The organism is Bradyrhizobium viridifuturi (assembly GCF_001238275.1).
GTDB classification, from domain to species: Bacteria; Pseudomonadota; Alphaproteobacteria; order Rhizobiales; family Xanthobacteraceae; genus Bradyrhizobium; species Bradyrhizobium viridifuturi.
Map to the genome: position 1 here is coordinate 19,803 of NZ_LGTB01000058.1, position 19,968 is coordinate 39,770.

20 protein-coding genes and 1 pseudogene are annotated in these 19,968 nt (G+C 60.5%); 15 read left to right on the forward strand and 6 right to left on the reverse strand.

Annotated elements, in window-relative coordinates:
- Positions 1–41: 41 nt before the first annotated feature.
- The 6 genes and pseudogenes from ALC15_RS36875 to ALC15_RS36900 form a co-directional block, all read right to left on the reverse strand.
- A complete protein-coding gene (locus tag ALC15_RS36875) occupies positions 42–440 on the reverse strand; it encodes a DUF3085 domain-containing protein (protein WP_050631519.1) in 399 nt (132 codons plus the stop codon).
- 11 nt (positions 441–451) lie between these two features.
- Entirely contained in the window at positions 452–1,054 is a 603-nt protein-coding gene (locus tag ALC15_RS36880) for a DUF1419 domain-containing protein (RefSeq protein ID WP_050631520.1), read from the reverse strand.
- A 289-nt stretch (positions 1,055–1,343) separates the two neighbouring features.
- Positions 1,344–2,270 (reverse strand): DUF3991 and toprim domain-containing protein, encoded by a 927-nt coding sequence (locus ALC15_RS36885; protein ID WP_050631521.1) that lies wholly within the window; start codon positions 2,268–2,270, stop codon positions 1,344–1,346.
- Between the two features lie 204 nt (positions 2,271–2,474).
- Positions 2,475–2,651 (reverse strand): hypothetical protein, encoded by a 177-nt coding sequence (locus tag ALC15_RS45000; RefSeq protein WP_050631546.1) that lies wholly within the window; start codon positions 2,649–2,651, stop codon positions 2,475–2,477.
- A gap of 392 nt (positions 2,652–3,043) precedes the next feature.
- Positions 3,044–4,517: pseudogene (locus ALC15_RS36895) on the reverse strand (replicative DNA helicase).
- A gap of 421 nt (positions 4,518–4,938) precedes the next feature.
- Positions 4,939–5,574, reverse strand: a complete 636-nt coding sequence (locus ALC15_RS36900; RefSeq protein WP_244486427.1) for a helix-turn-helix transcriptional regulator — start codon at positions 5,572–5,574, stop codon at positions 4,939–4,941.
- Between the two features lie 195 nt (positions 5,575–5,769).
- Between ALC15_RS36900 and ALC15_RS36905 the strand changes: the two genes are divergently transcribed.
- The 15 genes from ALC15_RS36905 to ALC15_RS45640 all read left to right on the forward strand — a co-directional run bounded on the left by ALC15_RS36905 (position 5,770) and on the right by ALC15_RS45640 (position 19,966).
- On the forward strand, positions 5,770–6,405 hold the full coding sequence (locus ALC15_RS36905) for an acyl-homoserine-lactone synthase (RefSeq protein WP_050631522.1): 636 nt from the start codon (positions 5,770–5,772) through the stop codon (positions 6,403–6,405).
- Positions 6,406–6,449: 44 nt separating this feature from the next.
- Entirely contained in the window at positions 6,450–7,022 is a 573-nt protein-coding gene (locus tag ALC15_RS36910; RefSeq protein WP_050631523.1) for a lysozyme family protein, read from the forward strand.
- Positions 7,023–7,094: 72 nt separating this feature from the next.
- Positions 7,095–7,391 (forward strand): TrbC/VirB2 family protein, encoded by a 297-nt coding sequence (locus ALC15_RS36915; RefSeq protein WP_050631547.1) that lies wholly within the window; start codon positions 7,095–7,097, stop codon positions 7,389–7,391.
- Positions 7,391–7,729: a VirB3 family type IV secretion system protein gene (locus ALC15_RS36920; protein WP_050631524.1), complete on the forward strand. Its 339-nt coding sequence runs from the start codon at positions 7,391–7,393 to the stop codon at positions 7,727–7,729. Before ALC15_RS36915 ends, ALC15_RS36920 begins: the two co-directional genes overlap by 1 nt.
- Complete coding sequence (locus ALC15_RS36925; protein ID WP_050631525.1) at positions 7,722–10,088, forward strand: VirB4 family type IV secretion/conjugal transfer ATPase; 2,367 nt, start codon at positions 7,722–7,724, stop codon at positions 10,086–10,088. Before ALC15_RS36920 ends, ALC15_RS36925 begins: the two co-directional genes overlap by 8 nt.
- Positions 10,085–10,816 (forward strand): P-type DNA transfer protein VirB5, encoded by a 732-nt coding sequence (gene virB5 / locus ALC15_RS36930; RefSeq protein ID WP_050631526.1) that lies wholly within the window; start codon positions 10,085–10,087, stop codon positions 10,814–10,816. Before ALC15_RS36925 ends, virB5 begins: the two co-directional genes overlap by 4 nt.
- Positions 10,813–11,055 carry an EexN family lipoprotein gene (locus ALC15_RS36935; RefSeq protein ID WP_050631527.1) on the forward strand — a complete coding sequence of 81 codons (243 nt, stop codon included), beginning with the start codon at positions 10,813–10,815 and terminating at the stop codon, positions 11,053–11,055. The genes virB5 and ALC15_RS36935 overlap by 4 nt, the downstream gene beginning before the upstream one ends.
- Before the next feature lie 37 nt (positions 11,056–11,092).
- Entirely contained in the window at positions 11,093–12,052 is a 960-nt protein-coding gene (locus ALC15_RS36940; protein WP_050631528.1) for a TrbL/VirB6 family protein, read from the forward strand.
- Positions 12,053–12,376: 324 nt separating this feature from the next.
- Positions 12,377–13,048 carry a VirB8 family type IV secretion system protein gene (locus tag ALC15_RS36945; protein WP_050631529.1) on the forward strand — a complete coding sequence of 224 codons (672 nt, stop codon included), beginning with the start codon at positions 12,377–12,379 and terminating at the stop codon, positions 13,046–13,048.
- Positions 13,045–13,896 (forward strand): P-type conjugative transfer protein VirB9, encoded by an 852-nt coding sequence (gene virB9, locus ALC15_RS36950; protein WP_050631530.1) that lies wholly within the window; start codon positions 13,045–13,047, stop codon positions 13,894–13,896. The genes ALC15_RS36945 and virB9 overlap by 4 nt, the downstream gene beginning before the upstream one ends.
- Positions 13,897–13,908: 12 nt before the next feature.
- Entirely contained in the window at positions 13,909–15,054 is a 1,146-nt protein-coding gene (virB10, locus tag ALC15_RS36955; RefSeq protein WP_050631531.1) for a type IV secretion system protein VirB10, read from the forward strand.
- Positions 15,051–16,082: a P-type DNA transfer ATPase VirB11 gene (gene virB11 / locus ALC15_RS36960; protein WP_050631532.1), complete on the forward strand. Its 1,032-nt coding sequence runs from the start codon at positions 15,051–15,053 to the stop codon at positions 16,080–16,082. Before virB10 ends, virB11 begins: the two co-directional genes overlap by 4 nt.
- On the forward strand, positions 16,048–17,994 hold the full coding sequence (locus tag ALC15_RS36965) for a type IV secretory system conjugative DNA transfer family protein (RefSeq protein ID WP_050631533.1): 1,947 nt from the start codon (positions 16,048–16,050) through the stop codon (positions 17,992–17,994). The genes virB11 and ALC15_RS36965 overlap by 35 nt, the downstream gene beginning before the upstream one ends.
- Complete coding sequence (locus ALC15_RS36970) at positions 17,978–19,138, forward strand: LPD7 domain-containing protein (protein ID WP_050631534.1); 1,161 nt, start codon at positions 17,978–17,980, stop codon at positions 19,136–19,138. The genes ALC15_RS36965 and ALC15_RS36970 overlap by 17 nt, the downstream gene beginning before the upstream one ends.
- Before the next feature lie 300 nt (positions 19,139–19,438).
- Complete coding sequence (locus tag ALC15_RS45640; RefSeq protein ID WP_128089686.1) at positions 19,439–19,966, forward strand: hypothetical protein; 528 nt, start codon at positions 19,439–19,441, stop codon at positions 19,964–19,966.
- Positions 19,967–19,968 lie beyond the last annotated feature (2 nt).

The following is a 19,968-nucleotide window of genomic DNA, read 5'->3' on the forward strand; positions in this document are numbered from 1 at the left end:
CGGCGGGTGCGGGTGGTCGCAGTGAATGGGGATGGGAGGCGCTAGCGGATGATGAGCGACAGCGAGATGTCTGTCTCGCTCAGCTGCACCCACAGATGGGTGTATCGAAAATCACGATTGATGAGCGGCATGAACCGCTCGGCCTCGATGAACTCGATGCTGTCATCGCTGCCGAAATGGCATCGCTTGTAATCGAACCAGTCCGGATTGCCGACCGGATGGCATTCCTCGGAATAGACCACGAGCGGTCGATCGCCGTCACCGAGCTTGCCGTTCGACATGATGTAAACGCCGTTGTCACCCACAAGCCAGAGCCCGGGCTTCTCGCCCTTACCCGGCTTTTGGCCGTAATAGGGATTGCGGAACCCGCCGTTGGCGGCGGCGTCGGATTGCCCGCGTTCGATAACCCTGCGGACGGCGGGGATGGGGAATGTGAACATTGCGCTCTCCCTTACGCCGCGATCGCGTCGGGCAGGTAGCGCAGGTGCACCGGCAGCTTCGCTGAAATCTCCGCCTCGGTGAGCTCGTCGAGCAGCTTCAGCAGGGTGCCGCGCTGACCGCCGTAGAGCAGCACGGTGCGCCTGCCACGTAGATGATGGGCCCATCGCTCGCCAGCGTAGCCGCGGTAGTCCTCGTGCGTGCTCGACCAGATGTGCTCGAGCCGCTCTTCGCGCGTCATCGCCATCATGAGCCGCGATTCTCGTTCGACGATCGCGGTGCGCATCCGATCGGGTGAAGAGCGCTCCGAGAAATTGCAATAGCCGTGGAAGTGACGGACGCAACGGCCGAGCGTCAACGCGAAGAAGACGCCGGTGACGCTGCCGGTGAGAAATTCGCGCATCGCGAACATCCCACAACGCATCCAAAGCGGTGGCAGGATGTCGAGCATGTAGTCGTATTCGATTTGGCCAATCTCAAACCATTCGCCCGAATAGAGCGCGGTCGCATCGACTTCGGGGCGGTTCGGCCTCTGCGAATGGCGATCGAACATCCGGAACATCTGCCGGCGGTCGGCGATGCCTTGATAGACCTTGCGGGTTGGAGAGGGGATCATGGGAGGGCTCCTTTCAGCCTCGTCGGACTGAAGCGCGGCTCACCCCTTCGGTTCGCCATCTTCTTCAGCTCTTGACCCCTTCTTCGCGGCCGCCTCTCCGGTCCGGAGGGTCAAGGGCCGCGTAGCGGGCGAAGCCTCCCTTGACGCGCCGGCCGGGCATGCGGCACGTCATTCCTCATTTCCCGTTTTCCTTTCGCGCTCTTCCTGTCTATTCCGCTCGGAATCTCATCCGCTTGCTCAGCCTCGCAGGACACCCCCGGTGACCGACTTCTCCCGGACATCATGGTAATCATTGATTGGCCGCAAGCAGCCCATAGACTGTTCCGACGAGCAGACCTCTTAGATCTTCGTTCCAGTCAACGGCTTGCGGTCGTGATCGCGTACATTCAATGCCAGTTTCGCCAGCAATCCCGCGAATACGCTCGGCGTAGACGTCACCTTGCCGATTGTTATCGGTCGCAGCCACAAGCCGAACGTTCGCGCGCCCAGCCAAGCTGCGGATGGCTTGCTCCGTGGCCGGCGACCAGCCGCCACCAGTGCTGACATACAGGGTGTGGGAGCACTGGAGCTCGATCGCAGCCAGGCTCATGGCATCGATTGCAGCCTCGGTGATGCAAACTCGCTCGGCGCACGTCGGCCCGAAGCGAAAGAGTTCTTTGGCCCCGTTGGTCGCGAACCCGCGCCAGTGCGGACCACGCTCTTCCCAACCAATGATGCGGCCGGCGAGATCGTCATGTGCGGCCCACATGCTGCCTTGCGGTCCCTCCCGCAACCGACCTTGAGCAACCGCAGCGGCAATAGTGACGTCGGGAATGCCGCGCCGCTCGGCGAGATAGTTCCAGGTCGCCGAGCCAGGCCTTGGCGGTCGCCGGCAGGCCCATCGGCTGACGATGGATGCCGACGCCGCCGGTTTGGGTGCTCGCTTCCAGACCGGCGCGGTCGCAATGAAGCCGACAAGCGCAGCGACGCGATCGCAGGCTTCAGGGAATCCGTTCGCGCCAAGATGCTCTGCGAGATCGAAGACATCTCCTTTGGCAGGCGACAACGGATCGAACCAGCCGCGTCCTTCGTGGATGACAATGATGATGTCGGCACCGCTCCGGTATTTGAGCGCCCGCCGGGTACTCTCCTTCAAGTCGATTTTCCACCCCTCGTTCTCGAGCACGGCGGCGCAAGCCACTTTGCTGCGCAACTCTTCAATGTCCTTCTTTTCCATGTTTTCGCTCCGAGCGCGCTCAACCCATCACCCGGTCCCTTCTTCAGTTTTTTCTGATCCGCAAATTTCGGAACGGAACTGGCCGGCCGCGGAGCCTTGCCGGAGGCAAGGGCGCGTTGACCAGCTGTCCAATGTGGCAGGTTAGGCCGCGGCGAAGCCTCCCTTGCCGCCGGCATGGCGCCAGCGGCACACCGGTTACCCGGCTCAATGAGCCGGGGACCACGGGTCGTACTCATGCACGATGGTGTCCTCTTCGCCGTCGTATTCGCTGGAAACCATGACGCCGAATTCGTCGTCGACCTGGAAGAGAACAACTGGGACCATCAGGCTGCGGGCGAGATCGAAAGCGTGATCCTGAGCGAGGGTGAGATTCTGCGACATTGTGCGGCTCCCGTTTGGGGCGGGGACCATCCCCGCTCGACAGGCGCCGATGTGTTCGGGAGCGGCCGCGGTCACCTCGTAGGCGGAGCCGAAGAGGTCGCACGCTTGCGTAGCGAACCCCTCGCGGGTTGATCGTAGAAGGCCGCACCCGGACCAAGGAAAGCCCATTCGAGAGCGGGGTGGTCCTCCTGCGGAAGCGAGATGCCGGACATGAGAGTCTACCCGACGGATGCGGGACACCCTCGAGCATTGAGCCGAAAGATCAGTGTTTGATGCGTGCTAGTGGAGACGGGCCAAACCAAAGTGCGGCTAGCGAGGTCGACGTTCTGCCGGCAGGGGTCCGTAATGTTGCTCGGTGAGCACGAACCAGAAAACGGAGCCGTGAGGACTGGCTAGTCGCTTTGTCGCGCCAGATCGAAGAAGCGGGTGAACTCGCCCTGAAAGCTCATTGCGACCGTACCCGTCGGGCCGTGCCGCTGCTTCGCGATGATTACCTCGGCCTTGCCACGCGCGCCCTGTAGTTCACGTTCCCAGGTCGCATGTTCTTGCGTACCCGGCTTCGGCTCTTTGTTCTTGAGATAATATTCCTCGCGATACACAAACATCACGACGTCGGCATCTTGTTCAATTGAACCGGATTCCCGAAGGTCGGAAAGTTGCGGCCGTTTTTCATCCCGGTTTTCGACTCCACGTGAGAGCTGAGATAGCGCCACGACGGGGACATTGAGTTCTTTGGCCAAGGCCTTGAGGCCTGTCGTAATCTCGGTGACTTCCTGCACGCGATTTCTGTGCGGCCCGTTGGGACCTGCCTTGCATGAGTTGAATATAGTCGACGATGATAAGATGAAGGCCTCGCCGCCGCTTCAAGCGACGTGCGCGTGCCGCCAGTTGAGCAATGGAGATCGCGCCGGTCTGGTCGATGAACAGCGGCAGATGCCGCATTCTCTGCCGGTGGTCAACGAGCTTGCCGAATTCGGCCTCGCCGAGGTCGCCGCGTCTGATGTTGGAGGAGGGCACTTCCGCCTGCTCCGAAAGTACGCGGGTCGCAAGCTGCTCCGAGGACATCTCGAGGGAGAAAAAGGCCACGATGCCACCAGCAGCGGGCCCGGCAGCACCACCAATAGGTCGGGTTGAATCATAGGCGCTTGCGACGTTGAACGCGATGTTGGTAGCCAATGATGTCTTTCCCATACCGGGACGGCCAGCAATGACGATCAGATCGGTCGGCTGTAGGCCGCCCATTCTAGCGTCGAGGTCCATGAGCCCGGTCGGAAGCCCAGAGAGCTTGCCATCGAACTGATAAGCTTTCGCAGCCCTCTCAACGGCGTTGTCGAGCGCAGCATCGAAGGTCTCAAAGCCCCCGCCATATCGACCCGTTTCGGCAATTTCGTACAGAAGTTGCTCGGCCTGCTGGATCTGGCCTTGGGGCGAACAATCAACAGCCGCATCGAATGCGGTGCTGAGCATATCCTCGGCGATCTTGATCAATTCGCGACGCACCGCGAGCTCGTAGATCGTCCGGGCATAGTCGGGCGCATTGACAATGGTCGTCGCTTCCGCGGCCAGACGAGCGAGATATTGCCCGGCAGAGAGGCCGACAATATCCAGAGTTGCCGGCAGGAACGTCTTCAGGGTGATCGGATTGGCGATCTTGTTCGAGCGAATCAATTCGCCCATGACTTCGAAGAGGTGACCGTGCAGAGGCTCAAAAAAATGGTTCGGCTTCAAAAACTCCGCGACACGGTCAAAGGCGTCGTTATTGATGAGGATTGCCCCGAGTAACGCCTGTTCGGCCTCAATATTCTGAGGCAGTTCGCGAGCGGTCGATGTCTCTCCTCCCGCCCGTTTGAGTGCTGCTTCTGCCAATACCGGCATATCCAAGGGCTAACCGCGCCACATCTCTCGATATCGCAAGGCAGCGGCTTGCCGGCCGACCAATCTACCTGCGAATCGGACAGGCCTATCTCCCCTGACCTTCTTTGCGTCAGGGATGAGCGCCCGCAGGGGGAAGACCGCCTGCGGGCTTCAGCGAAGCCGCCAGCCCGGCCCGCAAGGGCGACGCCCTCACGCTTCCCGCAATGATTTCGCCATCACCCATGTCTCGTCATCCGCCCCCTCATCAACCGATGAACGCACCAAAGTATCGGCTAGAAGGATTTTGAACCACGCGAATCCGGCGGACGGCTTGTCTAGGGTTCTCAGAGCAACCCTTGCCGCAGAGCGAGTGCCACCGCATGCGGCAATGTCAGCGCGGAAAGATTCCGTCTGGCATTGTCCAGGTGAAACTTTACCCCGCGAGGCTCACGCCAAGCAGATCGGCGATATCCTGCATGGTCTTTCCGTCAGACGTCCAAGCGAGACACTGTCGCTCTCTTTGACTGAGCGGTATGTTTGCTCGAACGCTAGCATTGGTGAGCTCAATCCTGGCGCTGACGTGCGCATGGTAGTTAAGCCCCAACATGTGAAGAACTTCGTGCGACGACGCAATGAACCGATCGAGCATCAGACTTCGATCGTCGACCGCTAGTGTAAATGCGGCGAGTTGATTTTTCCCTGTGGGTATCCTGATCGTCAGCCCCGTTCGAATCCGAAAACTCATCGCGTCGTCGAACATTCGGCGCTCCTTTGCAGAGCTTGCACTCCTCGCGTCACGCCCATCCCAAAACGCTAGCCGATCATTGACCCGTGGCTTCTGAAGTACAGGATCGATCTTATCGTACCCCTCCTTGAAATAGTGCTCAGTCCAACTCTTTGGATATGAGGAGATTAGGCGAGAGCTATCTGAATTGCGTTCCAGATAGGCAAACCATCGAAACCCCAACGCATGCGCAGTTCGCTCCGCCACACGGCGGAAATCGTCCTCTGTGATTGCGGTGTGCAGGCAATCAAAGAACTCATTGCACGCTCTCTCAACGTTTTTCATCGCGCCCCTGTTGGTATTTTCTATGCGATTCGGACGGGGTGTTCCCGTATTACGTGTGGCGCTGTAGTGAGTGGTTGCGGCAGCTTTTGGGCGAGCGCGCCACTAACCCCGCCTGTCAGAAGTGACAGATCAACGCAGCGATCGCCGCTGCTTTCTTGGCTTCCAAGTTAATGATTCGTAGCTTTGGGAACCGCAATGAAAGTCGTCGCTCTCTCGCGCTCTGCTCTTTTGAATCATTCTGATTTGATGTTCGGAATGCACCGCCTGCGTCGGCGCGTCTTCAGGGAGCGTCTGGATTGGGACGTATCGGTTTCGGACGGACTCGAGATCGATCAGTACGACGCGCTAGCACCCACATATTTGTTGGTCGTCGATCAACGTAGTGTCGTTGGCTGTGTCCGTCTCCTTCCGACCACCGGACGCAACATGCTGGCAAATACGTTTCCGGTTCTGCTGGACGGCCGGGATGCTCCGAACACTACTACGATCTGGGAAAGCTCAAGATTCTGCGTCGACACCCAGACTTTGGAAAGTCCAACTACGAATGGGCTGAAGAGCGCAACGTTTCTCCTCTTCGCTGCCATGATTGAGTGGGGGCTGCAGCGCCAACTCCAAGCAATCGCAACTGTTACCGATTTGCGCATGGAGCGCATCCTGCGGCGAGCGGGATGGCATTTGGACCGCCTCGGCTCTCCCCGGCAAATCGGCAATACCAAAGCAGTCGCTGGACTGTTGCCTGTTACCGAAGCGGCACTCCGAGCGGTTCAAGTAATGGGGAACATCCGCGAGCGTGCGATCGTCACGCCATCAAACGCAGCGCTCGCAGCATAGCCGTCGCATCTCATCTTTCACTGATACCAGTTCAAGGTTCCAGAATGGATCCGACAGCTTTCGCGGCAATGATCGAACGGTGCGTTCCAACGGCCGCCTACATTCAGCCGTTGACCGCAATCGTAAAGCAAGCAAGCGCCTTTGAGCCACTGCTCATCACCATTGCCCAGCGCAAACGGGTCCCAATTCAGGCATCCGACCGCAGCGAGGCCATTGAACTTGCGACCGAGGCGTTATCGAGCGGCCAAGCCACCCGAACCGGCCTCGCTCAACTCGATGCCAGGGACATGCGGGAAGCAGGCCTCACGGTCACCACGACGTTTGATGCGTGCAAGCACATCGCCGGCTTGAGCAGGTTGTTCGAGGCGAGATTGCGAGCAGCCGAAACGACGAAAACCAATCACGACCAGGCAATTGCCAGCGTCATAGCCAGCTTCACAGGCCCTGCAATCGCCACATCGAAGCTCCCCGAGAAACCGCCTGCATCCACCGCGATCAGTTCCCTTCCCAGCGCTGACGCGGGGACGATGGACACATCGGCAGGACCCAACACCGCGCCACGCTGGGACGTCTATCGCGCGGGAATCGGCGAATCAGCGCTCGTCTACAAGCGCTGAATGCGTCACTTCACCACAACCGGCGTCGCGCACCCCAGTCTTTCCAACAACCCTGCAATTGGAGCTCATGTCATGATTTCTCGTCTTAAGGATTCCGGTGCCCTGCTGACCATCGCCGTCGTCCTCAGTGTCGCCATCGTTGAGCCCGCTATGGCGCAAACGGCAAACATTGAGGGCGTGTTGCAAAATATCGTCAATATGCTCACCGGCAACGTAGCCCGCCTGCTGGCGACCCTCGCCGTAATCATCGTCGGCATCGCCTGGATGTTCGGGTATCTGGATCTGCGTAAGGCCGCTTATGTCGTGCTCGGAGTCGCCATCACCTTCGGCGCCTCCGAGGTGGTCTCGACCTTGACCGGTGGTCGCTGATGATCGAGGCCACGCGTCTGACGGAAGACACGTTGTTCCTCGCGTGCACGCGCCCTGCCATGATCGCCGGCGTGACCGTGGAAGCGATGGCATTCAACGTCATGTTTTCATGCATCCTGTTTCTCGCCGCGGGAAGTATCGTCTACGCCCTGATCGCGCTCCCGATCCATGGGCTCTGCCGGGTCGTCTGCCAGCGTGATCCCAACATGTTCAGAATTCTGCTTGCCTGGCTGGAGACACGCGGCCGGGCCCGGAACTCTCAACTCTGGGGCGGATCATCCTGCACGCCACTGAAGCTCATCCGCCGGCAGCAGGCGACGGACCTCGGCGATGCGTAAGTCAGCCGTGAAAGCGCGGGAGATCGAGCCCAGCACTTACTTGCCCTTCGGTCGCCATGTGACAGATACCGTCATCAGCCTCACGACCCGGGCGCTGCTCACCGTGATCCGAATCGACGGCATCTCGTTCGAGACGGCAGAGACAGCCGATCTCAACGACTTGCATGCCAAGCTGAACCTGACATTACGCAATATTGCCGATCCACGGTTGGCACTGTGGACGCATCTGGTGCGGCGGCGCACGGCTACCTACCCGGCTGGCAGCTTCCGCTCGCCGTTTGCCGATGATCTCAACGCCGAATACCGCGATCGGCTTCAGACGGAAGCGCTGTTCTGCAACGATCTCTACTTGACGCTGGTATTTCATCCCGGACGGGGAACAGCGGATGCTGCGGCCGACTTCTTCAAGCGCCTCGGCCGAGCCACCCGAGATGCCACCGAAGTCGATCATGATGCCCTGAAGCGATTGAGCGATGCGACGCGCGATATCGTCGCGGCGCTCGAACGCTATAGCAGTCGTGTGGCGGGACTGATCGAGCGCGACGGCGTCGTCTTCTCGGAACCGATGGAGCTGCTCCACGGCATCGCATCCAGCGAGTGGATGCCGATGCCTTTGCCACAGGGACCGATTGGACCGGCGCTTTATTCAAACCGCATCATCTTCGGTCGCGAATCCCTCGAGATCCGAGGCGCAGGCGGATCGCGCTTCGCCGGCATGTTCGGACTCAAGGAATATCCGGCGTCCACGCGGCCCGGCTTGCTCAATACACTGTTGTCCGCCCCGTTCGAACTCATCCTCACGCAGTCCTTCGCATTCCTGTCGAAGGCCGACGCCAAGACGATATTGACGCGGAAGCAGAACCAGATGGTGTCCGCGAAGGATCCGGCGGCCTCGCAGATCGACGAACTGTTCGATGCTCTCGACGATCTCGAATCCAACCGATTTGTGTTCGGCGACCATCATCTGTCGCTGCTGATCTACGCCGACACGCCTTCGCAGCTGCAGAACCAGATGAGTATCGCCCGCCGCGCACTAGCCGATGCAGGTGCCGTTGTCGCCCGGGAGGATCTGGGGCTCGAGGCGGCCTATTGGGCCCAACTTCCGGGCCTGTTCAAGTACCGGGCGCGCTCCGGCGCCATCAGCTCGCGCAATTTCGCGGCGTTCTGCCCGTTTCATACCTATCCTATTGGCAGGCCGACGGGCAATCACTGGGGACCTGCGGTTGCGATGCTCAAGACCGCATCGGGATCACCATTCTATTTCTCCTTTCACCACGGCGACCTCGGCAACACATTCATCTGTGGGCCGTCAGGATCGGGCAAGACTGTCGTCCAGAACTTCCTGCTCTCACAGGCCGAACGGCTCGGAGCAACTTACGTCTTTTTCGACAAGGACCGGGGGGCCGAGATTTTTGTCCGGGCTGCCGGCGGAACGTATCTGACACTTCAAAACGGAAATCCGACCGGCTGCGCTCCGCTCAAGGCAATGGAGCTCACGCCGGCAAACCTGTCCTTTCTTGGTGGGCTCGTTCGGCAACTCGTCACGCCGGGTAATCGTCCACTCTCCGTGACCGAAGGAGAGCGGATCGACTCCGGCCTGCGCGCTCTGGGTCAGCTGCGCCGGGCTGAACGTTCGTTCGGAGCCCTGCGCACGTTTCTGGGCCAACAGGATCGCGAGGGCATTGGCGCGCGGCTGGAGCAATGGTGCCGGGGCGCACCCTTCGGCTGGGTGCTCGACAGCGAGCACGACGAGATCCAACTGGACGCGCGATCCATTGGCTTTGACATGACGAGCCTCCTGGACCATCCGACCGTCCGCAAGCCCCTCATGATGTATCTCTTTCACCGTGTCGAGCAGTTGATCGACGGTCGGCGGCTGATCATCGATATCGACGAGTTCTGGAAGGCGCTCGGCGACGACGCATTCCGGGATCTCGCCAACAACAAGCTCAAGACCATCCGCAAGCAGAATGCGATGATGGTGTTCGGCACGCAATCGCCGCGCGACGCGCTCGCGTCCTCGATCGCGCACACCATCGTCGAGCAGTGCCCGACACAGATCTTCCTGCCCAACGCACGCGGCACGCGCTCCGACTATGTCGACGGCTTTCATCTGACGGACACCGAGTTTCGCCTGATCAAGGAAGAGCTCTCCCCCGAAAGTCACCGGTTTCTGGTCAAGCAGGGGCACAACTCAGTCGTGGCTGAGCTTGATCTCCGCGGCTTCGACGACGCGCTGGCCGTACTGTCGGGACGCACCGAGACCGTCGAATTACTCGACCGCATTCGCGGCCAGGTCGGCGATGACCCGGCGCAGTGGCTGCCGCTGTTTCACGCACAACGAAAGACCGCCAAATGATCCGTCAACGCACTTTCTCTGCTTCCATCGTGCTGTCGCTGCTGGGGCCAGCGATGGTTTCGATGGTCTCTCCTGTTGCCGCCGACATCGTGTTCGATCCCAGTGTCTTTGCACGGCAACTCGACCAGTTGATGGAGATGAAGAAGCAAGTCGACACCCTGACGTCCCAGCTCGCAGTCGCCCAGGACCAGCTCAAGCAGTCCAAGCAGCTTTATGACAGCTTCAACAAGCTGACCAATGCCAACGAGCTTGGGGCACTTCTGAACACGCCCCAGTTCCGCAAGGTACTGCCACAGCAGTTTTCCGACATCGAGCGCCTGACCGCGGGGCAGGGGAGCGGTAACTTTGCCGACGCCATCGACCATTATCTCTCACAGAGCCGCTACTATTCCGGCAACAGCGGCAACTCCTATTATCAGAGCGAGCTCGATCGTATCGCCCGTCAGACGGGGGCAAAGCACTCGCTCGGCCAAGCCGTCTATGACACGGCCTCTCAGCGCATCGATGCACTCGAAGAACTCAGAACGCGCATCAGCTCCGCAACGGACGTCAAAGAGGTTCTCGATCTGTCTGCTCGACTGCAGGCGGAACAGGCGCTCCTGCAGAACGACGTGCTGCGGATGCAGGGGCTAGCGATGATCCAGCAGGCGCGCACGGATATGGATCGGCAGCGCGAACGGGAAAAGGATCAGCAACTCACCGATGAAATACAGGCGGCGCTTCGATGAAACGGACAACTTACATCTTAGCGCTGACGGCAGCGGGACTCCTGACAGGCTGCAACGAGGCTCCCAAGACCGAAACAAAGACGGTGGGATGGTATCTCGATCATAAGAACGAGCTTGAGGCCATGCTCAACGCCTGTGGCGAGAATCCCGGAGACCTCGGCAGCATCCCGAACTGCGTCAACGCAAATGAAGCGCGAAATAAACTTACCGTCCAAGAGATGGAAGACGCGCTGAAATAAGGATCACCGCAATGGCCATAAACTCTTCGACAGTTTCTTGAGGGAGTTCGAGCAGCCGATCACGACCTTTGTGTCGACATCAGTCTCAAATCTGGCCTCTTATATTGACGGTCCGCTGCGCGTCGGCGTGACGCTTTACGTCGTTCTCTATGGCTTTGCTGTCATGCGCGGATCGATCTCCGAGCCGATTATGGAGTTCGCTTGGCGGGCAATGCGGATCGTTCTTGTGGTCCTGCTTGCGACCAATTCAAGCGCGTTCCAACAATACGTGACGAGTCTATTCTTCGACAGCCTCCCCAAGGAGATCGGCAGTGCTTTGGCCGGTTCCGGCCTAAATACCCATTCCGGGGCGCCATTTGATCAGCTGCTTACCAAGGGTATCGACGTCGCCAACAAGATCTATAAGCAAGCTGGTCTGACCAACATCGCGCCAGCGTTGGTTGCGGCCATTCTCCTTGTTTTCGTGGCGATTGGCTCCTTTCTGCAATTTGCGATCCTGCTCTATGCAAAGGTCGGGCTCGGCGTCGTCATCGCGCTTGGTCCCGTCTTCATCGCAATGGCGCTTTTTGAAGCAACGAGGCCATTCACGGAAGCCTGGCTTCGGCAGGTGGCAAACTTCGTGATCCTGTTAGTCCTGGTGGTGGCTCTGGTCGGTCTTATGCTGACGACCGTCACAGGATTCATCGACCGGTTCGGCAACAATGCGGGAACAGCCGGCGAGATGGTCGTGGCCGCGGTTGCGATCAGCGCGGTGCTGGGACTATCCGGCTACATCTCACTTCAGCTGCCGATCATCGCCGGTGGGCTCGCCGGCGGCGGCGCTTCGCTCGCCAGCCGCTTGGTAACGAGCCCGCTGATTGCCAATGCCACGGCCGCGGCGAGCGGCGCCTATGCCGGCGCACGCTGGTCGGCCAGCCGGGGTCTTGGCGCGCTGCGAGCCGGCCGCCAGGGCGGGAGCCTCCGTCGGACCCGCTCGCAGGGGAGCACGGCCGCATGACCCGGAAGCAAGATTTCTCACGCGTGCTTCTCAAGTTGCTCGTTGTGTCCGTGATTGCGTGCCAGCTCGGCGGCTGCGCAAGCTGGTCGAAGGCGCCGCCATCATGCGACGGCTCGACGCGACGTCCACTCAATCGTTCGCTGTGGGACTGGGAGAGCGGGACGCCACTGGCGACCCCGGAACAGGCCGCTCCGCCCACCGCTTCAGATCCGCTTACCCGGAAGGGGGATGCCGGTTCTTCAGCGCCAGCTGGGCAGTCACCTGCTTCCGGCAGCCACATTGACATCGCTGCCTCGTACCACCCTTGCGGCAAAGAGGTGTGAGATGGTCGGACCTGACGACTTGAAAGCGTATTTCGAGAATGCGCGTCGATGGGAACAGGACCTGTTGCTATCGGCTCACCGCTCGCGACGAACGGCATGGTTCATCGCAGCAGGCGCCTGTGCACTGGCGATCATCTCCGTGGGAGCCGTTGCAGCACTGGCGCCACTCAAGACAGTCGAGCCTTTCGTCATACGGGTGGATAATGCCACCGGCATCGTCGATACGGTTTCGGCACTGACCGCGACACCAGCGCGCTACGACGAGGCGGTGACAAAATACTTCCTCGGACGCTACGTCCGCGCGCGCGAGGGTTACAGCTATCCCGAGGCGGAGACGAATTTCCGGACGATCTCCCTGCTTTCGGGGTCGGGCGAGCAGACCCGTTTCGCGGCGTGGTACCGGGGCTCAAACCCGGAGAGTCCGCAGGTTGTCCAGGGACGGTTTGGGGTCGCCACGATTCGGATCAAGGCAATTTCCCTCCTGGCCGACAATGTGGCGTCGGTTCGTTTCATGAAGGAAAGCCGAAAAGGTGAGGAGACCCGCATCACCCATTGGGTCTCCACGCTCACCTTTTCCTATGCCAATGCGCCGATGTCCTCCGCCGATCGCCTAGTCAATCCCCTCGGCTTTCAGGTTTCGGAATATCGCGCCGATCCGGAGGTCGTGCCATGAAACGTCTTATCTTTCCGATAGCCTTGTCCCTCAGTCTTGCAGGCCCGGTCCTGGCGCTGCAACAACCGTCGCCGGGTCAGCATGACGCCCGGGTGCGCACCGTCACCTATGACCCGACCAATGTGGTCCGGGTCAACGGCGTCATTCGAGCTTCAACCCAAGTCATGTTCGGAGATGATGAAGAGGTCGCCCATGTCGCAATCGGCGATTCAGTTGCATGGGAGGTTGCGCCGGCCGGCTCCATTCTGTTTCTCAAACCGCGCGAGAAGCATCCGCCCACCAATCTACAGGTCGTGACCACTCGCGCGGACGGACGAAAGCGCTCCTACCAGTTTGAGCTATCGATCGCCGAGACCACGCTGGCCGACAGCTACTTCGTCGTTCGCTTCGCCTATCCCGGCGACGAGATCGAGCGGCGCCGCGCGGAAGCAGCCGCGCGAAGCTCTGAACGGGAAGGGGCACTAATCGACCAGACCTTCGACCTCCATCACGCCTATGGGGCGCGAAACTGGCGCTTCTCGGCCCAGGGGCCCGTTGATCTGGAGCCCGAAGCCGTCTTTGACGATGGCAAGGAGACCACATTTCGCTTTGCGGGCAACCGCGAAATCCCGGCCATTTACCTGATCAATTCCGACGGTTCGGAAAGCCTGGTGCCGAAGGATGTCCGCGGCGAACTGGTGGTCGTCCACGCAACGGCACGCGAGTTTCGGCTGCGCAAGGGCAACATCGTGCTCTGCATCTTCAATGAAGCGTTCGACCCCGTTGGGATCAATCCAGGCACCAACACCACGAGCCCGTCGATCGAGCGGCGGGCCAAGAAGACAGCTCCAACCGTAACGCCCCGATAGGCCCGACCCGATATGACCGAGCTCAATAACGAAACAATCGACGGCGACCGCGGCATTACCCCCGTCGGTCAGAGCGACCACGCACGAACAACGATGCTCAAGCGCGGGTTTGGCGCTCTCGGGCTCACGGCATTCGCCTTTCTCATCATCTGGAGCACGTGGAAAGGCGATAAGCCGGTCGCTGAGTCCGCCCGCAAGCTCATGATCCGCCAGGCAGCAGCATTCGAGCCTGCCACGGAAGCGCCGGCCGCACCGCTCACGACGGCGTCCATTCCGGCTGTACCGACCGCGGCCGCTCCGGCGACAGCCCCGCCCGTACCAGATCAGATGCTCGAAAGCGCACGCCGCGCGCCCGTCCTCGCTTACAACCGGCCGGTCTCTGCCGGTCGTTTAGGGCACAACGGTCCGACGGGGGCTGCTGCCGCCGATCCCTATGCTTTCGGACGGACGGAGCCGCCGAATGAACTCGCCGACAAGCTCAAGCCGACGGCGATCGAAGGCGTCCGCGCCGCACGGCTTCCCAACCGCAACCTCTTGGTCACCCAGGGCACCTCCATCCCGTGTGTGCTGGAGACCGCGATGTCGTCAGACGTCGCCGGCTTCGTGTCCTGCGTCGTGATGCGCGATGTCATCTCCGATTCTGGCAACGTTGTGCTCATGGAAAAAGGCACCCAAGTCGTCGGCGAATACCGCGGCAATGTAAGGCGCGGCTCAAAGCGCATGTTCGTTCTGTGGTCCCGCGCGAAGACGCCGACAGGGGTCATCGTCGCGCTCGCATCACCCGCCACAGACGCGCTTGGCCGGGCCGGCTTTGACGGTGATATCGACACCCACTTCTGGGAAAGGTTTGGATCAGCACTGCTGCTGTCGATCGTGGGCGATGCGGGTTCGATTGGACGTCAGCAGCTTCAGGACAGCTCGATTCAGATCAACAACACGACGGGTGCAGCGAACACCGCCGCAGGCATTGCAGTCGAGCAATCGATCAACATTCCACCCACGCTGAACAAGAACCAGGGCGAACTGGTCAATATCTTTGTCGCGCGAGACCTTGATTTCTCGTCTGTCTATCAGCTGAAGCGCATTGAAACACGGAGCCAGATATTCGACCGCACGGTCGGGGGCGCAGGGGTCGGGCCGGCCGAGGTCACGAAATGACGCAGCTCGCATCCATCGAGCAGAATGGCGGCCGTTTGGTCCTGGCTCGTTATCTCGAGCCGCTGAACCGATATCTTGCTGACGAGTCCCTTACCGAGATCGTGGTCAATCGGCCCGGCGAAGTCTTCGTAGAAGGACCTGAGGGCTGGACCCGTCACGCGGAGGCAGGGCTCACACACGACTACCTCTCGCATCTGGCAACTGCGGCTGCCGGATATACTCGCCAAGATATCGGACCTGAATTTCCCGTGGTGTCGACCAGTCTGATCGGCGAAGAGCGCTGCCAAATCGTCGTGCCGCCGGCGGTCCTGGCCGGTCAGGTCAGCCTCACGATTCGCAAGCCGTCGAAGCTGACCATGAGCTTGGCCGCTCTTGAGCGGACAAGGCTGTTTGACGAGGTCCGATCAGCCGGTGACGAACTTCATCCCGACGAGCACCGGTTGCTCGCTCTGAAGGAAGCCGGTCTTTGGCGTGAATTCCTGGAGCTTGCCGTCCAGACGCGCCGCAACATCCTCATCTCGGGCGCGACCGGATCAGGAAAGACGACCCTCTCCAAAGCCTTAATCGCGGCCATCCCGGCGCATGAACGGCTGATCACCATTGAAGATACCCTCGAGCTCACTATCCCGCACGAGAACTCGGTCCGGCTGCTCTACGCCAAGGACGGGCAGGGCGTTGCCAAGATCGGTCCGCGCGAGCTTCTGGAATCGACATTGCGCATGAGGCCAGACCGGATCCTGTTGCAGGAACTGCGGGACGGCACCGCCTTTTTCTATCTCCGGAACGTCAATTCGGGGCATCCAGGATCGATCACCACGGTTCATGCGGATAGCGCGCGGCTTGCCTTCGAACAGTTGACCCTTTTGGTGAAGGAGAGTGCGGAAGGGCGAGACCTCCATCGTGATGATATCCGCTCGCTGCTGCTGCACCTGGTTGATGTCGTCGTCCAAATGCAAAAGCGTGACGGCCGCTATCGCATCTCTGAGATCTACTATGATCCCATCCGCAAACGCGATCACGCCCGCTAAAGCCACGCGTGGCACAGTGCTCGCACTTTGCGCCGGGGCGCTCTTTCTGGTGGTCAGCTCAAACGTGCTGCTGCTCGGGCTGAGGGTTCACGACGGTGGATTTCACTTGTTCGAGATCGCGAGGGGTTGGCCCAGGTACGGCACGGATCCTCGGTTCGACCGCTGGCTGACGCTCTCCACTCTCGCCGGCACGATCGCGGTCTTTGGCCTGCTCGGTATCCTCCTCCGGCAGCGCCCGCCACCACTTCACGGCAAGGCGCGTTTCGCGTCCGAGCGCGAGATAAAGGCTGCGGGTCTCCGGTCGAAGGAGGGCATTCTGCTGGGCCGCAAGGACGGTGCGATGCTTTGCTTTGGTGGATCGGAACACGTTCTGGTCTATGCACCAACCCGGGCCGGCAAAGGGGTCGGCTATGTCATCCCGAACCTGCTGAATTGGGCGGATTCGGTCGTCGTGCTCGATGTCAAGAAGGAGAACTGGCAAAAATCGGCGGGCTTCCGCGCCGCCCATGGACAAGCCGTCCATCTGTTCGATCCCCTCGACGAGAACGGCTGTACAGCAAGGTACAACCCTCTGGGCTACGTGCGGAGCGATCCAGCCGACCTCTATAATGACCTGCAGCGCATCGCGGTCATGCTGTTTCCGGCAGAGAGCCGCGGCGATCCATTCTGGTTCGAAGCCGCCCGGACGGCATTTGTCGCGATCGGAGGCTACATTGCTGAAACCCCCGGACTACCTCTGACCATCGGCGAGATCCTGCACCAGCTGTCCGCTGTGCCTGACCTCAAGTCGCATTACGAGAAGATCATCGCTGCGCGGCGATCGAGCAGCTCCCCCTTGTCCCGCTCCTGCATCACCGCATTAAACGACTTCCTTGCAGCTTCGGAAAACACCATGAATTCGGTGCGCAAGACCGTGACCGCAAGACTTGGCCTGTGGCTCAATCCTCGCATCGATACAGCGACGTCAGCCAATGACTTCGATTTACGCAAGCTGCGGCAACAACCGATGTCGATCTATCTCGGCGTCACGCCGGACAATCTCGAGCGCATGGCGCCCTTGCTGAACCTGTTCTTTCAGCAGGTCGTCGATCTCAATACCCGCGAGCTGCCGGAGCACAATCCGAAGCTTAATCGCAAGGTCCTCCTGTTGCTCGACGAATTCCCAGCGCTCGGCAATGTCAACGTTCTGGCGAAATCGGTCGCGTTCGTTGCCGGATACGGAATCCGACTTTTGACGGTCGTCCAAAGCCCGGCGCAACTTCGTGCGATCTACGGCGCTGATATCGCCCGCAACTTCATGACCAATCATGCCGTTGAGGTTGTCTTCGCCCCGAAGGAGCAAGACGTCGCAAATGAGCTTTCGGAGCGAATTGGCTACGATACGGTGAAAGCTCGCAGCCAAAGTGGACCAAGGGGCTTTTCTGCTCGATCAACGAGCCAAACAGTGTCAGAGCATCGACGGGCTCTCATGCTGCCCCAGGAGCTCAAGCTTCTGCCCAGGTCCAAAGCATTCATCCTCGGCACCGCGATCCCTCCGCTGATCGCCGACAAGCTCATTTACTACGAAGATAAGGCCTTCCTGCAACGGCTACTGCCGGCGCCGATTCAGGCGATGCCGAAGGGGCTCTCGAACGCGTTGCTGGACGCCGAAATCAAGGAGCTTCGCTCCGAAGTCGCCGAGCTTCGCGCAATATTCCGTTTGCGGCCGATGACCGACGAGGAGGTGGCCGATCCCTCAACGATTCCTGACGATGTCAGTTTTGACTTTGGCGGGGTCGATGTGAATCTCGAAGGCTTGTCCGAAGAAGACCTGAAAGCCTGGACCGTGAAATACATCGACGCTCAGGTCATTCCGCCGACACGGCGGACCGTCCGAGAGCCGAAGGCTGAGCAGCATGAACGACAGGATTGACGCCAGCGCGGAATTCAGCCTGGAGCGGCAACGTCGCGCGCGGCCCGCGTCCACCCGAGAAAAGGGGGAAGACGAGTCCAGGGAAACAGCCTCCAATCAGCCTTCATCCGCGGAGGTCACCGATAGTGCGTTTCCGGACCGTATCCGCCGAAAATATTACGTGGTGGCCAGTGCCTCCGAAAAGGATGGATCCGACCGCGAAGCGCGGCTCTATGCCGATGAGCGGAAAGAGTACCTCGCGTTCAAGACCACTGAAGATCGCCTGGTCACCCGCCTAGCTGCCGCCGAAGTGATCCGGGACATGGTCAGCGTGGCACACCATCGCCGGTGGGAGGCGCTGCACGTCCGTGGTTCCGTCGAGTTCCGGCGCGAGGCGTGGCTCGAGGGACGCGCGCGCGGAATGGAGGTAGAGGGCTATCAGCCAAACGAGCTTGATCGCCAGGCGCTCGCTGACCGACGAGCCGCATCGGATCGAGCCCACGCCCGGACCAATGATGCCAAGGCCCGCTCGGCCTCCGACAGGTCAGTGCAGGCGGATAGGCTCGATTACGACAAGGGCGTTTCCGGACGTCTGATGGAGGTCGGTTTTGGCCCGTATCGCAACCGCGCCGACGCGGAGCCGTCAACTTATGTAGCCATCGAACTGGATAATGGCCGGCGACATCAAGTGTGGGGCATCGGCGTTGTAATGGACGTCGCAAATAGTGGCGCCAGGCCTGGCGACCGCATCTCTCTGCGCATGGATGGCGTTGAACCTGTCGTCAGGGCGATCAAGTCCATAGACGCCGCCACAGGAATCGCTAGCAGTGAACGGCGCCAGATGTGGCGCAACATGTGGAGTGTGACGGTGGCGGAACGCCGTGCAGACCGATCGGCGCCAGCGCATGATTCCGACCTGCTCGCGGCCCGATCCCAGGTTGTCGCTATCAACAAGCTTGTCGAACGCGCACTACCCAACGATGAGAATGCTCGCCAGAGCATTATGGCCTTCGCCAAGGAGCGGATCGCGCACCATCTCGAAAACGGTCGTTCGTTTGAACGCGCGACGGTCCTAGCCTCCGTGCAAGAGCGCCACCCATCGCGAAGCGAAAAAGATGAGGCGCGTCATGACGGCCGGCTAAGAGTGAAAGAACAAGAGCGCTGATTTTCTGATGCGCTCACGAAATAATTCAAGAGCAAGCGAGAGAACCGTTTGAGACGGCGAACGAGCCGCGGCTTTCTTTATCTCGTCGCCCATGATCGACTGGGCGAGCCGTGCGGTTCTGGCCTGGTTGGGAGCAAAAGTGACCAGCCTCAGTCTTCGAAGACGAGCGCGGTATGGAAATTCCAGGCGGTCGTGGCCTTGTCCTGCAGCTTCCTGTCGCGCGCGCGGCCACCGAGCGAAAAACCGTAGGTGTCCGGACGCACGACTTGACACGGAAGGGGCAAGTCGACCGCACGCGCCTTGAACAAATCGTGGAAGTTCAGCGACGATGGCTTCGGTCGCCGCTGCTCCGGAGCCGGCTCCTGCGGTTCGTCGATCGGAGGGTCGACCTCGGAGATGCGAGGTCCGTCTCCCGGCGAAGACCTCGTGAGGCAGCGCGATTATGAGAACGTGGGGCCCGCTTTTCGCCGCCAGATCTCGCGCGTGGTCCATGAAGGTCTCGACCAGGCGGGTCAGAGGCTCCTCGCCGGCCAACGCGGCCGAAAGCTCGTGGCGCGAAACCGCGCGCGTCGTCAGGTCGGAAAGCTCCAGAGTCGTCCCGAAGACCTGAGTGGTCATCCCGGGAACGAAGGGCGAAGGGTCGTGAGCTTTGTCTCCTGGGACGCGACGCCGTTCTTGCAGTCCTCAAGCCAGTCGCGAACGCGGTCGACGGTCGCCGTCGTGCCGACCACTCCCAAGCGGATCGGAGTCGGGATCGTGGGGCTGCCCTTGTCGAAGACGCCGAACGAAGTCAGTCCGGCGCGAATGTCGACGTGGCTGTTGTTCTGAAA